17 protein-coding genes and 1 pseudogene are annotated in these 14,362 nt (G+C 33.3%); 11 read left to right on the plus strand and 7 right to left on the minus strand.

Translation table 11 applies throughout. The annotated features are described in order from the left end of the window. Window positions 1-2 precede the first annotated feature (2 nt). The 3 genes from OOK99_RS06280 to ccmE are packed head-to-tail and all read left to right on the plus strand — an operon-like array spanning window position 3 to window position 1,235. Window positions 3-725, plus strand: a complete 723-nt coding sequence (locus OOK99_RS06280; protein ID WP_264336477.1) for a biotin--[acetyl-CoA-carboxylase] ligase — start codon at window positions 3-5, stop codon at window positions 723-725. Further along, window positions 722-859, plus strand: a complete 138-nt coding sequence (locus OOK99_RS07190) for a CcmD-like small membrane protein (RefSeq protein WP_456201129.1) — start codon at window positions 722-724, stop codon at window positions 857-859. Before OOK99_RS06280 ends, OOK99_RS07190 begins: the two co-directional genes overlap by 4 nt. Then, window positions 843-1,235, plus strand: coding sequence for a cytochrome c maturation protein CcmE (ccmE, locus tag OOK99_RS06285; protein ID WP_264336476.1), 393 nt, complete (start codon window positions 843-845; stop codon window positions 1,233-1,235). The genes OOK99_RS07190 and ccmE overlap by 17 nt, the downstream gene beginning before the upstream one ends. 77 nt (window positions 1,236-1,312) lie before the next feature. Here the strand turns inward: ccmE and OOK99_RS06290 are convergent, their stop codons facing one another. Next, entirely contained in the window at window positions 1,313-1,723 is a 411-nt protein-coding gene (locus OOK99_RS06290; protein ID WP_264719744.1) for a hypothetical protein, read from the minus strand. Between the two features lie 94 nt (window positions 1,724-1,817). Here OOK99_RS06290 and OOK99_RS06295 point away from each other — a divergent pair. The 3 genes and pseudogenes from OOK99_RS06295 to OOK99_RS06305 all read left to right on the plus strand — a co-directional run bounded on the left by OOK99_RS06295 (window position 1,818) and on the right by OOK99_RS06305 (window position 4,277). Then, window positions 1,818-2,829, plus strand: a protein-coding gene (locus OOK99_RS06295) for an IS630 family transposase (protein ID WP_264719384.1) whose coding sequence is annotated in 2 segments (ribosomal slippage) — window positions 1,818-2,279 and window positions 2,281-2,829 — 1,011 coding nt in all. Because the reading frame shifts where the segments join, the coding sequence is not laid out codon by codon here. Between the two features lie 12 nt (window positions 2,830-2,841). Then, a pseudogene (locus tag OOK99_RS06300) lies at window positions 2,842-3,441 on the plus strand (transposase family protein); the annotation flags it as partial. Window positions 3,442-3,971: 530 nt separating this feature from the next. Next, entirely contained in the window at window positions 3,972-4,277 is a 306-nt protein-coding gene (locus OOK99_RS06305) for a transposase (RefSeq protein WP_264719745.1), read from the plus strand. An 89-nt stretch (window positions 4,278-4,366) separates the two neighbouring features. On the opposite strand, the gene OOK99_RS06310 is transcribed toward OOK99_RS06305, so the two are convergent. The 3 genes from OOK99_RS06310 to OOK99_RS06320 all read right to left on the minus strand — a co-directional run bounded on the left by OOK99_RS06310 (window position 4,367) and on the right by OOK99_RS06320 (window position 6,710). Beyond that, window positions 4,367-5,481, minus strand: a protein-coding gene (locus OOK99_RS06310; protein ID WP_214303219.1) for an IS3-like element ISWpi17 family transposase whose coding sequence is annotated in 2 segments (ribosomal slippage) — window positions 4,367-5,208 and window positions 5,208-5,481 — 1,116 coding nt in all. Because the reading frame shifts where the segments join, the coding sequence is not laid out codon by codon here. 48 nt (window positions 5,482-5,529) lie between these two features. Beyond that, the gene (pth, locus tag OOK99_RS06315; RefSeq protein WP_264719746.1) at window positions 5,530-6,099 is read right to left on the minus strand and encodes an aminoacyl-tRNA hydrolase; all 570 of its coding nucleotides are present in this window, start codon (window positions 6,097-6,099) and stop codon (window positions 5,530-5,532) included. Continuing rightward, window positions 6,099-6,710: a 50S ribosomal protein L25/general stress protein Ctc gene (locus OOK99_RS06320; protein ID WP_264719747.1), complete on the minus strand. Its 612-nt coding sequence runs from the start codon at window positions 6,708-6,710 to the stop codon at window positions 6,099-6,101. The genes pth and OOK99_RS06320 overlap by 1 nt, the downstream gene beginning before the upstream one ends. Before the next feature lie 142 nt (window positions 6,711-6,852). On the opposite strand from OOK99_RS06320, the gene OOK99_RS06325 reads away from it, so the two are divergent. Then, complete coding sequence (locus OOK99_RS06325; protein ID WP_007302320.1) at window positions 6,853-7,152, plus strand: ETC complex I subunit; 300 nt, start codon at window positions 6,853-6,855, stop codon at window positions 7,150-7,152. Between the two features lie 319 nt (window positions 7,153-7,471). Here the strand turns inward: OOK99_RS06325 and rsmH are convergent, their stop codons facing one another. Continuing rightward, a complete protein-coding gene (gene rsmH, locus OOK99_RS06330) occupies window positions 7,472-8,356 on the minus strand; it encodes a 16S rRNA (cytosine(1402)-N(4))-methyltransferase RsmH (RefSeq protein WP_264719748.1) in 885 nt (294 codons plus the stop codon). 205 nt (window positions 8,357-8,561) lie between these two features. Between rsmH and OOK99_RS06335 the strand changes: the two genes are divergently transcribed. Beyond that, window positions 8,562-9,773 (plus strand): MFS transporter, encoded by a 1,212-nt coding sequence (locus OOK99_RS06335; protein ID WP_264330895.1) that lies wholly within the window; start codon window positions 8,562-8,564, stop codon window positions 9,771-9,773. A gap of 30 nt (window positions 9,774-9,803) precedes the next feature. Here OOK99_RS06335 and map read toward each other — a convergent pair whose 3' ends face one another. After that, complete coding sequence (gene map, locus OOK99_RS06340) at window positions 9,804-10,586, minus strand: type I methionyl aminopeptidase (protein ID WP_264719749.1); 783 nt, start codon at window positions 10,584-10,586, stop codon at window positions 9,804-9,806. 118 nt (window positions 10,587-10,704) lie between these two features. Next, window positions 10,705-11,943: a cell division protein FtsA gene (gene ftsA / locus OOK99_RS06345; protein WP_264719750.1), complete on the minus strand. Its 1,239-nt coding sequence runs from the start codon at window positions 11,941-11,943 to the stop codon at window positions 10,705-10,707. A 131-nt stretch (window positions 11,944-12,074) separates the two neighbouring features. On the opposite strand from ftsA, the gene def reads away from it, so the two are divergent. The 3 genes from def to OOK99_RS06360 all read left to right on the plus strand — a co-directional run bounded on the left by def (window position 12,075) and on the right by OOK99_RS06360 (window position 14,351). Beyond that, on the plus strand, window positions 12,075-12,614 hold the full coding sequence (def, locus tag OOK99_RS06350; RefSeq protein WP_264330897.1) for a peptide deformylase: 540 nt from the start codon (window positions 12,075-12,077) through the stop codon (window positions 12,612-12,614). Continuing rightward, window positions 12,604-13,377, plus strand: a complete 774-nt coding sequence (locus tag OOK99_RS06355) for a uracil-DNA glycosylase (protein WP_264330898.1) — start codon at window positions 12,604-12,606, stop codon at window positions 13,375-13,377. Before def ends, OOK99_RS06355 begins: the two co-directional genes overlap by 11 nt. A 446-nt stretch (window positions 13,378-13,823) precedes the next feature. Next, window positions 13,824-14,351 carry a demethoxyubiquinone hydroxylase family protein gene (locus OOK99_RS06360; protein WP_264719751.1) on the plus strand — a complete coding sequence of 176 codons (528 nt, stop codon included), beginning with the start codon at window positions 13,824-13,826 and terminating at the stop codon, window positions 14,349-14,351. Window positions 14,352-14,362 lie beyond the last annotated feature (11 nt).

Below are 14,362 nucleotides of genomic sequence, written 5' to 3' on the forward strand. Positions count from 1 at the left end.
AGGTGATCCTTGAAGGCTTTCATATTCATCATTACAAAGAAGTTTCAAGCACTAATACGGAAGCATTGGATTTAATTAATAAAGGAATATCAAATGAAACCGTTATTATTGCTGATAAACAAACAGAAGGTAGGGGACGCACTAGAAAAAGTTGGGTTTCTCCAGAAGGTAATTTCTATGCGAGTTTGATAATTAACCAAGAAACGGATGTCAGCAAATTGACAGAATTGACTTTTGTGACTGCTGTTGCTGTTGGCAATACATTACTGTCATTTATAGCTGATAGTAATGTTCAATATAAATGGCCAAATGATGTTTTGATTGATGATAAAAAAATCAGTGGAATATTGCTTGAAAGAAAGTCCAATTCGCATTGGCTTGTTATAGGAATTGGAATTAATGTCAATCATGCACCACTTCCAGGAACAACGTGCATTAGCAATTACGGTGAGTCTGTGTCTAACATAGATCTACTAAAAAAATTAATAATAAATTTTAATAAGCTAAGAAAGCAATGGCTATTTGATGGGTTTCATGCTATAAGAGAAATGTGGCTCACAAGAGCATTCAAAGTGAATGAGCAAATTACTATAAAGTTAGCTGATAAATTGTATGAAGGAATTTTTGCTGATGTAGACAAAAGTGGTAAATTGGTGTTGCAGCAAAAGAATGGAAGCTTAATTTATTTTAATGCAGGTGAGTTATTTATTGGCAATGCATTATGAATACATATGTAATTTTTGCTTACCTTATCAGTTTCATACTGATTGGTGGAAATTTGATTTTTACTGTTTCTTGCTATATTAAAAGTAAAAAAAACTTAGAAAGTCTTAAAAGCAAAAATGAAGAAGAAACATAAGCGATTACTTATAACTTCAGGAATTTTCTGCTTTTTAAGTTGTGCAGTTTTTTTTATTTTAACAACGCTCAAAGAAAATATCTCATTTTTCTATACAGTAAGTGAGGCAATAGTTTTACCAAATAGTCAAAAGCCAATCCGTGTTGGTGGAATGGTTGTTGAAAATAGCGTGATACGGAGCGAAAGCGAAGTAGTTTTTCAAATGACAGATTTTAATAAAAGCGTCACGGTGAAATACCAGGGAATACTTCCACCGATGTTTTCAGAAAAAAGTGGTGTTGTTGTGCAAGGTAAAATGTCTGATAACAGCACCCTTCTTGCAGATACGGTGTTTGCAAAACATGATGAGAACTACAAGCCGAAAGTTTTAAAATAGATTCCCTAATGCAGCTGTATTGAAACGATATGTAGAGAGAGTAACAGCCTGCTAGCAAACTGCTACTTTCTTAACTACTACAATATATCAGAGCTGGCTGGCGCTTCCCATTTTACGTTATTATGGTCAATTATTGCTGCTTTTAATCCTTCAACTTCTTCCTTTAGGTGATCAAGTTCTTCTGTCCATGTTCTATAGTTTTGATTATTATCAATAAATCCATCCTGTTGAATTAACTCATTCAAATGAGATAAACCTTTGGCCAAGAGTTGGTTTGTATCAAGAGACTCTTCTCGAAGTTGTACTATGTTTTTCATAAGTGAGACATTCAAATTAGAGACAAACTTCTCATTTAAATCGTAGATTAACTTATCCATAACTTGATAGACGTAATGAATTGTTGCAATTTTATCTGCAATGTCCTCAAAGTTTGTGGGCTTAACTTCAACTTCTATATTGTCTATTTCTTTAAAGTTGAAATCGCTCATTTGGTTTATTATACCAATTCCCGTTACACGGGAAACAGATAGACAATAATGGAAGAAAAGCCATAATGAAATAAGTGAAATAGTTTAGGTATAAATGGCACTCAGATCAAAATTATTGGATGAAGAAGTAGTAAAATCAGCAAAAGAGATGCTGAAGAAAGTAAGGAATAATGCATATGTTTCAAAAAAACTAAACGCTGTAATTGCAGCAAAAAAGTACAGTATAACGTCTGTAGCAAAAATATATTGCATTTCAAGAAAGGCACTAACTTCGTGGATAAAACTCTTGAAATTTGGCAGAGAAGAAAAACTGTTTGCTCCTCGATCACGCCGAAGAAAAACTAAATTAAATCAGGCTCAACTACAGCAAATTGAAGCATGGATAGAAGAAAACCCTAATATTACCATTAAAGAAATGAGAATAAGAATACAGGAAAAGTTCGACTTAAATATTAGCAAATCTACAGTACACCGCCATATGCAAAAGATGAAATTTTCATATATTACACCAAGACCAGTACACAACGTACAAGATAAAAGTAAACAAGAGGAATTCAAAAAAAAATCTCAATGAAGTTATTGGAAAGTATCCTGAAAAAGAGCTATTTTTCTTTGATGAATCAAGGTTTGGCACACATTCGAAAGTTGGGCATGGATGGTTTAAAAAAGGTACTAGAACTCGGGTTAAAATAAAGTTAGGTAGGCATAATTTTTATCTCTACAGTGCAGTTAATCCTAAAAATGGAGAGAGTTTTAGCTTATTTGCACCAAATGTTAACACTGATTGCATGAATATATTTCTTGAGCAAATGTTGCAATATCTAGGGACAAGAGAAGCTGTTCTTGTTATGGACTGTGCTAGTTGGCATAAGTCAAAAAATTTAAAGGTACCTAAAAACATTGAGATTATATACCTACCTCCATATTCACCTGAACTTAATCCTGTTGAGAGGCTTTGGTTATATATAAAACAGAACATTTTGCGCAATAAAATATACAGTACTATTGCTTTGCTTGAGAGCACTTTATGCAAATTTCTTACCTCTCTTGCTACTTCTACAATTAAACAACTCTGCTCTGTTTCCTATTTGACTCCACAACAATGAGAATTGGTATAACTATTCAACTTTCATAACTCAAGCATCTACCGATTACTCAAGAAAATGGAACCACTTTTGGCTAAGAAAGTCTCAATAAAAAAGGATAGAACTATGACGCCAGAAAGAATTTTGAAAATATTAGCAGATGTTACAGAACAACCAATACAACGATCAAAAGATAGGAAGAAAAGAAAATTGTCTTATTCCGGAAAGAAAAGAGTAAATACAATAAAAACAGAAATTGTTATAAAAGAAGATGGGCAAATTCTATCAGTGTCAAAGTCACACAGAGGTCGAATTCATGATTTTAAGATACGAAAACAGGAAAAAATGTTGTCAAAAGAGAATATCAAGTATGTTGATTCTGGGTATCAGGGGTGGCAAAAATTGCAGAGTAACGTTGTAATTCCATATAAAAGGTATCGAAAAAAATCGCTGACCGATGATCAAAAAGAGCACAATCGAAAGCTGACATCATTTAGAATGAGAGTGGAGCATAAAATTCATGAAATTAAGGTTTTTAAAATCATGTCACATACCTATCGCAATTTTCAGAAGAAATACAACATGAGATTTAACATAATTGCTGATCTGGTAAATCTCAAACACAAGTTTTAATTGATCCTGCTATTGACCTAACTCACGCTGAATTTAGTTCCATACTGTTTCCCAGTAGGTCTTGTGGAAGAAGTAAGCAAGATGTTAAAAATTGATAGAAAACTATATACTAGTGGAGGAAAAGAAGAGAAGAAAGAGGAAGTATAAAACCGTCTTCAGACTATCAAAAGGGACATAGTCATAAAATTAAAGACTTAGATAGCTTTGTCAAATTTCTGAATGAAAACCGAGATATTACGGTTGAAAAAATAATTGAAAAATTTGGCAACATGTGCAAAGATACAGTCTACAATTATCTTAAAAAAGTAAGCTATACATATAAAAAAAACTTTTCTTTATCAGGAAAGGAATGAAGAGAAACCCAAGGAGTTCATAAAAAAATAGAAGGAATAGAAAAAGAAAACTTGATATTCATAGATGAGTCTGGAGTAGAAGATAACAGATTTTATGAATATGGGTGGTCTCAAAAAGGTAAGAGGTTATTTGTCCAGGGTTTAAAAGAAAGAGGGTAAGAATAATTGGAGCACTAAATGAAGGAAAAGTTAAAGCTTCCTGAAGGCTACTGCAACAGCGAGATTTTTGATGCTTATGTAGAAAATATACTTGTTCCTATATTAAAACCTGAACAGACTATTGTTCTCGATAAAGCAAGCTTTCATAAATCTGCAAGGACGAAAAATTTGATAGCAAATATTGGGTGTAAAATTTTGTTCTTGCCTCCATACTCGCCAGATTTAAATCCGATTGAGAAGTTCTGGTTTGCCATTAAGCATGTCATAAGAAAAGTACTGCCAAGCTTTTTGCCCAATATTAATATAATGCACCCATTTGTCTAGACCATTTTTTTCAAAGTGATCCGATTTTTAAAATGAATATGTTGATAAATACGTCGACACACATTTAAAGTATTTATCAATATATTCATTTACTGTTTATGATAATAAAGATCAGCAGGAACTTTATAATGTAGAGTCTGATGTCGCCTTCTATAGTTATACCAAGCAACAAAATCATTTATTATAAGATTTAAATCTCTGATACTATTTGGTCTATAATAATATATAGCTTCTTGCTTTAAAGTTCTCCATAAGCGCTCAACAAATATATTGTCGAAGCAACGTCCTTTATGGTCCATACTGATTTTAATATTAGCACGCTCTAATTCCATAATAAAGTTGTAGCTAGTAAACTGCACCCCCTGATCACTATTAAAAATCTCAGGTTTACCTTGTTTTAGAGCTTCTTTGAGAGTATAAAGGCAAAATCCAGCATCGAGATATGGTGATAATGAATGAGCAATAATATAGCGACTATACAAGTCCATTATTGCCACAAAATAGATAAACTTACCTTCTACCATAATATATGTTATATCAGTAGCCCATACCTGATTAACTCTACAAATAATCAAATCTTTGAGTAAATAAGGATATATTTTATGCTTTTTTTCTTTAATACTTGTATTACATCTTTTTCTACAATACAGCCCACTAATCTTCATTTTTTTCATAATTCTTAAGATTTTTTTGTGATTGACTACTACTCCACTCGCTATGATTTCAGCAGTAATTTTACGATATCCATAACGGCAATCAGAAGCCAAATATACTTCTTGAATCAAATTTGCTACTTCACTTTCGTTATTAATTATAGGCCTATAATATAGGCTAGATCTGCAAATCCCCAATAAATCAGCCTGTTTCCTAATTGACAGATCAGAATCTTTTTCTATAAACCTTACTCTATCTTTTTTGCTTATTTCAGTAATTTTTTTTTCAAATAGCTATTTTCCACTGTCAATTCTCCTATTACTTTATGTAAACTTTCTATTTCTTGCGCTAAGATTCTTTGTTTTCTCGCACTTTCACTTTCTTCAACAAATAGGTCTTTTAACCTTGCCAATACTCTATCACGCCAATCATATAGATTTGTTGATGGTATTTTATATTCACTACATATCTCAGCTGTGCTTTTTTGATTTTTTATTGCTTCCAAAGCTATCTTTGCTTTTAACTCTGGTTCATATTTTTTTGTTGCCATACTTTTACCCCTTTACCTTCCTACTCGGATCAACCATTTTTTTTTGGTCTAGTTTATGGGGTGCATTATACTTCCAACTAAGCTTATAAAAGCTGTGTTATCTCCTTGTAGCATCAGGTGTATATTTTTTGCTATTTTTTCCACTAAGAGGATAACATTATCAAAATTTTCAAATTTTGATAATACATAATCTGCTAAGCTTTTCCGATTTTCAGGCCTACCTACTCCAAATCTCAAACGCCAATAATCATTACCAATAAGGCTATCTATAGACTTAAGTCCATTATGTCCTGCTGAGCTACCGCCCTTTTTTACTTTTATTCTTCCGAATTTTAAGTCAGCATCATCATGTATGACAACAATATTGTCTAGCGATAATTTGTAAAAATTTTTTATTTTTGCAATAGGAATACCTGAATTATTCATAAATGAATAAGGTTTTATCAGCATGATTTTATTATTATTAATTATGCCAGAGGTTATCAAGTAATCAGCTTTATTAGAAAATGATTGAAAATTCCAATATTTGTGAATTGCGTCAATAACTATGAAGCCAATATTATGGTGAGTTAATTCATATTTACTACCAGGATTACCAAGCCCAGCTATTAAATGCACTACTCCTCTGTTTTTGTTTGAGGCTCTTCAACATCACTATCGGCAGCAGAAATTGTGACAATGGTAAAATTTTCTTCCTCATGAGCTACAAATTTAACACCTTCTGGCAATTTTACATCATTGATATGTATAGACTGACCAATCATTTTGCCAGACAAATCAATTTCTATGAGTTGAGGTATTTTCTCAGGAGAGCATTTGACAGTAATAGAACGACACAAAACATTAAGCACTCCACCTAATTTGATTCCTGGTGATTTACTTTCATTGATGAATGATAAAGGTATATCTATTTTAATTTCACTACCTTTATCAACAAACTGAAAATCAACATGTTGCACAGTATCCTTTACTACATGCCATTGAATATCACGAACAAGAGCATATTCTTTTTTCCCTGAAATATCTAGTTCTATTAAATGTGCAGAAAGAGCACCTGATTTATATTGTTTAGTAAATTCCTTTGCAGACAATGTCAAATTTACGTTATCATGCCCTTTACCATATATAACTGCAGGTATACTTCCCTTCTCCCTCAGAGCCTGAATCGCTTTCTTTTTTTTTACATCACGTAACTCTGCATTAATTGTTACCATTTCTTGCTGTGCCATCGATTACTCCTATTCAGCTAATCCTTTTTATATAATTTAATAATATAACATAAAAATATTTATTTCAAACTTCATTCTTTCACACTAATTCTTTGTGGAAAAATTTATTTAGATATATACTTAAGATTACGTAGTAAGAGCTATGAGTATTAACGATCAAGTAGTTTTTAAGATTTATAAGCCAACAAAAACTGCAACACAATCTGGCTTAGGTAATACAAAATTCTGGTACCTAAAAATTGAGCCTTGTTCTTACTATATTGAACCTTTGATGGGATGGGTTGGCTCAAAAGATCCCCAAAAACAGATTGTATTAAAGTTTGATTCTCTTGAAAAAGCAATATCTTACGCAAAGAAACACAACACAAAGTACACAATTGAAATGCCAAAAGATGTTAAAAGACTGCCAAAATCTTATGCAAATAATTTTATACTAAAGTAAATTTTATTGTAGTGTGTTTATCTAAAAACCTAAACCTAATCGTTACTATGATTTTGCTAACGCACTGCGGCTATTTAGAGAGTTGAACCTGGCTAGCTAGTATCAAAGAGTTATTTTTTAGGTATTTCTCCGTAAGACTGCAAGTTTTTTTGGATTACTCAAATAACTTCATTCTGCTTGAAGAACTTTTATGTTGCTTTGCACTAAATTAATTTCACGTTTTATTTGTGTTAGCTATTTATTTAGTGAGTGGACATGTAATTTTACCTTAAATAACCCTATAGTAAAAACATAGTTATTGAAATAATACAGAAGGTTCTCATGACAACCTCTGTATAGCTCTTAATTTTGCTGAACGCGCACGCGGATTTGCATTTATTTCTTCCGAACTTGCTTTAATCACTTTTTTGTTTAAAAGGGAGAATGTCTTGGTAGGTCCTGGTTCACACAAATCTTTAAAAAGGGTTTTAACTATACGATCTTCTAGAGAATGAAAGGTAACTACAATTAATTTGCCGTTTTCACTTAAAATCTCAGATGCAGCTTTAATACCCTTTTCAAGCTCTCCTAGCTCATCATTTACCCATATTCTGATTGCCTGAAATGTCCTAGTTGCAGGGTCAATCTTGCTTTTTCCACGAAACACTACAGAACGTACAATATCCGCAAGTTCAAATGTAGTTTTGATAATTTTCTTCTTCCGCGCATTTACTATCGCTCTTGCGATTTTACGAGAATGACGCTCACCCCCATAATTATATATAGTATTTGCAATCTCTTCTTCACGTAAAGCGTTAACAAATGTCGAAGCATTCATATGAGAATAGTTATCCATGCTCATGTTAAGTGGGCCATCACGTAGAAATGAGAATCCTCTATCTCCATTATCAAGCTGCATAGATGAAACTCCAACGTCGAAAACTATTCCATTGATACCTTTAATATTATTACTATCTAATAAATTTTTAATATTACTAAATTTCTCAATAAATAGATTTATTCTATCAGGGTATTTAACGTTCAGATCATCATAAAATTTGGTAACTGTTTCATCCCTATCAATTGCATACACTTTGCAATCAGCGGATTCCAATATTGCTTTGCTATATCCTCCAGCTCCAAACGTGGCATCCACATATATACCACCACTGTGTGGTGACAATTGCAGTAGCATCTCTTTTAACAAAACTGGAATATGTGTCATATCAAGAGACTTTGTGCACTTAAATTAAAATAACTTTCTCGCCAAAAAATATATGGAAATATATAGGTATAGTATAAGAATATTTAAATATAATCAACGATATAAAAATTTAATAAGATAATATTATTAATATAACATTTACATAATTCACGTTTGAAAAAGTAAGTAATATTACTATAATATCAAACAAATTACGGAAGATTTTGTGCAACAAATAACAAAAGTAATACTATCAAGTTTAATTTGTAACACTTTGTTGTGGTATGATCACATGCTTTTCAGCCATCTAATAAGCATAATCGGAGATGTGTTTTTTCCATCAGACGACAAATTAGTCAGCATACTTAAAGCTTTTGGAGTGTTTGCAGTGGGTTTCTTAATAAGACCAATTGGTGCTGCTATATTTGGCCACATTGGCGATAAATATGGAAGAAGGATTGCTCTATTTCTCTCTATCATATTGATGACTCTATCAACCGTACTTATTGCATTTGTTCCAGGGTATCAGAACATTGGGGTACTCGCATCAGTACTGGTAGTATGTTTAAGATTATTGCAGGGTATATCTCTTGGAGGAGAGGCAGGAAATGCCCCATTTTTAATAGAGCATGCTCCTAAAAATAAAAGAGGATTCTTTGGCAGTATTGAAGTATTGAGCGCAATTCTTGGCTCAATATTAAGTCTTATAGTGGTGCTTATATGCAAAAAAGTATCCGATTTTGAATCTTGGGGATGGAGATTGCCTTTTATTTTCAGTTTTGTAATAGGATTAATCAGTATATATATGAGATATATACTCGATGAAAGCCCAGAATATAAAAAGCAGGAAAAGCCACATGAACTACCGTTAAAAGAACTGTTAAATGGCTATAAAAAACCTTTTCTAATATCAATTGGAGTTGACATAGTTGAGAATGCATCTCTTTACATATATTTAGTGTTTTTTAATCTACTTGCATCAACAATAAACACTCACTTTAATCACGCAGTAGAAATATTGAATCAGGTTGCACTTGGAGGATTGACTATACTATTTGCAATGCTTTCTGATAAGGTAGGGAGAAAAAGAGTCATGAAATTTGCATTTGTGACTTTTATAGTAGTAAGTTATCCAGTTTTTTCAATGATACTAAGTGGTAATAATTTGCTCACCATAATGGCGCACGTTCTTTTTATAATCCCAATAGCTGCTTCTCTTGGTCCTGTTAGCGCGTTTATGTGCGAATTATTCCCAATAAAGGTACGATACAGTGGATTTGGTTTATCAAGAAATATAGCTTCGGGATTTTTTGGTGGTCTTGCACCATTTATATGCACAACTATTATCAAAGTTACAGGACAAGGAACTTTAGCAAGTTTTTACATGATTTTCTGTGCACTAATTGGGTTAGTTGCTATATCACAAGTTAAGAGTTAGATTTTTTCAAAAACCAAGTGTTTAAAAAATCTAATCATAAGGTGGAAAATGCCAATTTTTAGGTGATAGTGTAAATATTTCAACTCCATCTTTTGTGACTCCAAGCGTATGCTCAAACTGTGCAGAAAGTGAAAGATCACGTGTTGTCACTGTCCAGCCATCTAGCTTGCTGAGCAGAGTTTCATGTTTTCCAGCATTGATCATTGGTTCTACCGTAAAAAACATGCCTTCTTTTAAGATAAGATCCTCACCTTCATCATAAAAATGTACAACATTTGGTGGAGCATGAAAAACCTTTCCTATGCCATGTCCACAATAATTGCGTACGATAGAATATCCAAAATCTTCAATATATTTTTCTATAGCAAATCCTATTTCATTTAACTTATTGCCGGGCTTAACTTGTTTTATCGCTTCCATTAGCGCATTGTAGGCAGCATTACACAAACGCTTTGCTTTTATTGAGGGTTTACCAGTCCAAAACATGCGACTTGTATCACCATACCAGCCATTTAAAATCACTGTAACGTCAATATTTAAAATATCTCCATCTTTAAGAGGTTTATCATCAGGAATACCATGACATACAACAGCATTTTTCGAAGTACAAATTGATTTCGGATATCCCTTATAATTCAGTGGTGCTGGAATTGCATCTGCATTGATTATAAAATTATGACATAGATCATTTAATTCATTAGTTGTTACCCCTACTTTGACGTATGGTGCAATAAAATCAAGGGTTTCAGCTGCAAGCCTGCCAGCTTTACGCATAAAGTCAAAATCTTCTTGTGAATGTATAGTTATGTTCATGTTTCTTACGTTTTTATTGTAATTTTCTGCTTCTCTTACGGATACATCAGTGTAATAATACTATAAAAATAAGCTCCTAGATCAAGCCATTTGTATATTAAGAGATAAAGACAAAAATCTAGACTGTGACTTTTGATTTAACCCAATGGTATAACTTACTTATTTTGCCATCGTGACCAAGCATTCCAGAATTATTTCTATAAAAGGTGTCAACTATTAGCTTTATAGAGCCTAAAGCAGCAGAAAATACAGGATTTTTGTCGTATTCGCCATCAAGACCGCTACAAGATTCAGGGCATCCGATACGGACTTGTTTATTGAATATATAGCTTGCAATTTCTTTCATGCTTGTGAGTTGACTGGTTCCACCTGTGATCACTACTTTATTAATTGGATCTTTCTGTTCTTGAAATTGTTCTCTTATCAGCTCAAGTATTTCCTCAATCCTTGGTCTTATGATGTTAACAAGTTCAGACTTAAACACTTGAGTTGGTTCATCGCTTTCATTACTTTGCACTGCAATACATTCATTCTCATCTATTGAAGTTACAATAGTGCTACCGTATAGTATTTTTATGCGTTCAGCATGCTCTATACTTGTGCATAGTCCATAAGCTATATCTCGGGTAATGTGAATGCCACCAATTGGAATGCTGCTTGTGTACACAAGTTTTCCTCTCTTAAAAATTCCAATTGCAGTGCATCCACCTCCTATGTCAACAACGGCAGTTCCTAGCTCTTTTTCATCTTCACTTAGACAAGCAAGACCTGCAGAATATGCAGAAGCAACACAACCAGCCATACTTATCCCACTATTATTAGTTATGCAATTTTCAATGTTGGTAAGAGCTGGACGCGAAGCAGTGACAACATTAACATCAGCAGACAATCTTTTTCCATATAATCCACTGACCTCCTTTATGTCAGTCATATCATCTAAGTGATATTTAAGTGGTATATTGTGAATTATAACATTTTCTTCGATATATTTCTCAAATGTCTGAAAGACTACACGTTTTATATCTCGGTCTAAAATTTCGTGATTAGCTGCAATTATTTCGTTATGTACGTTAAAAGACGAAATCCCACATCCAGCCACATTCACATATATCTGGTCTATAGTCTCTTCTGATACTTGTTCAGCTAAACCTACAGTTGATGAAATAGAGTAACTTGCATGCTTTGCGTCAGTTATTGATCCACCATTTATACCTTCTGCACTTTTATAACCCACTCCTATTATTTTATAGCTAAAATTGCTATTGATTTTAACAATGAGACAGATAATTTTTGTTGTACCCACGTCTAAAACAGCAAAAACATTCTGCTTTGGTTTTGTTATTACTGCAGAGTACATTGGTTGACCTTATGATGCGATTCCATTTAAATTGTAGCTTCCCTGAATGAATTTATATTTCTATCATAAATGTAGCAACATTTTAATATACCTAGACAAAAAGAAAAATAAAACACAGAATTACAATTTTTATGTCTAAGTTACCAATTGTAATTGCCCCTGACGAAAGATTAACTACACGCGCCAGTGAAGTAACAGATATAACCGATAAAATTAAAGAATTAGTAAACGACATGTTCGAAACTATGTACGATGCAGAAGGTCTTGGTCTTGCTGCAGTACAAGTTGGAGTGCTGAAGAGAATTTTTGTCATGGACGTTCAGACAGAAAAGGCTGGAGATGAGTTAGTAGGATATGATTCAGTTGGTAAGTTTTGCATGATTAATCCTGAAGTTAAGGAATTATCCGATGAACAAGTGATTATGAGCGAAGGATGTCTTTCAATTCCGGAGCAAAGCCATGAAATCAAGCGTCCAAAATATTTAACTGTAAAATATAAAAACTTAAATAACGAAGAACAGACGCTAAAAGCTAGTGGTTGGCTTGCAAGGTGTATTCAGCATGAATTGGATCACTTAAATGGTATATTATACATTAGACATTTATCTAAGTTGAAGTATGATTTGGCTATGAAAAAAGCACAAAAGGTTAAGAGACACTATGAGCAATGAAGATCTAGAATTGTTGAAGTTCTATCATGAAGTGGGAGTTGATTGCACACTAACTGAAAGTGAAGAGGAAAAAAAAATGGAAAATGAGAGAGCTGTACAGTCTTCTGTCATCGAGCAGAAAAAAGCCATGTTCCCAAGTGACTGGATCATTGAAGCAAGGAAACTTGCAAGTGAATGTGGTAGTGTAGATGAACTAAGAAGTGCAGTTAAGTCATTTGAGGGTTGTGAAATAAAAAAAACTGCAACTAATACTGTTTTTTCCGATGGTAATCCAAATGCAAAAATCATGCTTGTTGGTGAAGCACCAGGAGCAAATGAAGACCTTAAAGGCATACCATTTTGTGGTGCAAGCGGAATGCTGCTTGATAAGATGCTCAGTGCAATTAGTTTGGACCGCACTAAGGTGTACATAAGCAACGCGGTGTTTTGGCGTCCACCAGGTAATAGAAAACCAACTGACCTAGAGCTTGATATGTGCAGACCATTTGTTGAGAAGCACATTGCTCTTATTTTACCGCAAATTCTGATTTTTGTCGGAGGAATTGCATGTTATAGCCTTCTTGATAACACAAAGACTATATCGAACTTGCGTGGCAGATTTCATACTTATACTAACCAATATTTATCTCATTCAATTACTACAGCCGCTATATTTCATCCAGCCTATCTACTTCGTCAACCAGCACAAAAACGCTTAGCTTGGGAAGATTTGAAGAAGATTAGGGAATATCTTGATAATACCAATAACTACACGGATGTTTAGCTTACTACTCGTTATCATCTTAGTACCGGCTAATTGAATTAAATATTAAAAAATCTACTAAACAGAGAAAAAGGCAAAAGAAAATCTATCAGCTACTACCTATTTTTTTAATTGGCGTTTTTCATTGTGTTAAATCCTTTGATAAGCGCATTTTAGCTTATGTGGGTAAAAGTTTTATAAAGACATAGAGTGCACATAGTGCAAAAAATTAAACATCAAGTATATTGAGCTTTTTGTCGCTTTATCTGCACAGACTGAAGATAAATAATATATCTTCACCCTTATTTTAAGGAGAATGGAGGAGTCCGTCAAGTAACTCTTGCCGTTGCTATAGCTGCTTGAGTTCCTGTAATCACAATGTTTGTGCAATGTACGCATGGAATTTTATTTACTCTATAATATGTTGGTTTATAGTAGTACTAATGCAGAAATAAAGGGAGGAGACATTGGAAAGCAATATAAAAAAATTGAAAGGAAATTTTTTAGAACAAGCAATTAGAGTAAATCATGCTGGCGAATATGGAGCCATTTGCATTTATTCCGGTCAAAAATTTATTCTTAAAAAATCTTCCATAATTGACAAAATAATTGAAATGGAGGAGCAGGAAAAAAAACATTTCCACTATTTTAATGAGAAAATCAAGGAGCAAAGAGTTCGTCCTACTGTTTTGTTGCCAGTTTGGAATGTTTTAGGGGTGTCATTTGGTGTTGTAACTGCTATGATGGGTAAAAAAGCTGCTATGGCTTGCACTGCTGCAGTTGAAGAGGTGATCGGAGAGCATTACAAGAAGCAGGTCTTACATTTAGAAGATGGGGAATTAAGAGAAACTATAAGTAAGTTTCGTGATGAGGAGTTAGAACACAGAGATATTGCAATTCAGCACAATGCTGAAAGCGCACTTGGCTACAACGTTTTATCTTTGTTCATAAAAACAAGCTGCAAAGCTGCTATTTACTTCTCTAAATTGATTTAATCAATCACTAT

The sequence above is a fragment of the Wolbachia endosymbiont (group B) of Eucosma cana genome, assembly GCF_947250645.1.
Classification (GTDB): domain Bacteria; phylum Pseudomonadota; class Alphaproteobacteria; order Rickettsiales; family Anaplasmataceae; genus Wolbachia.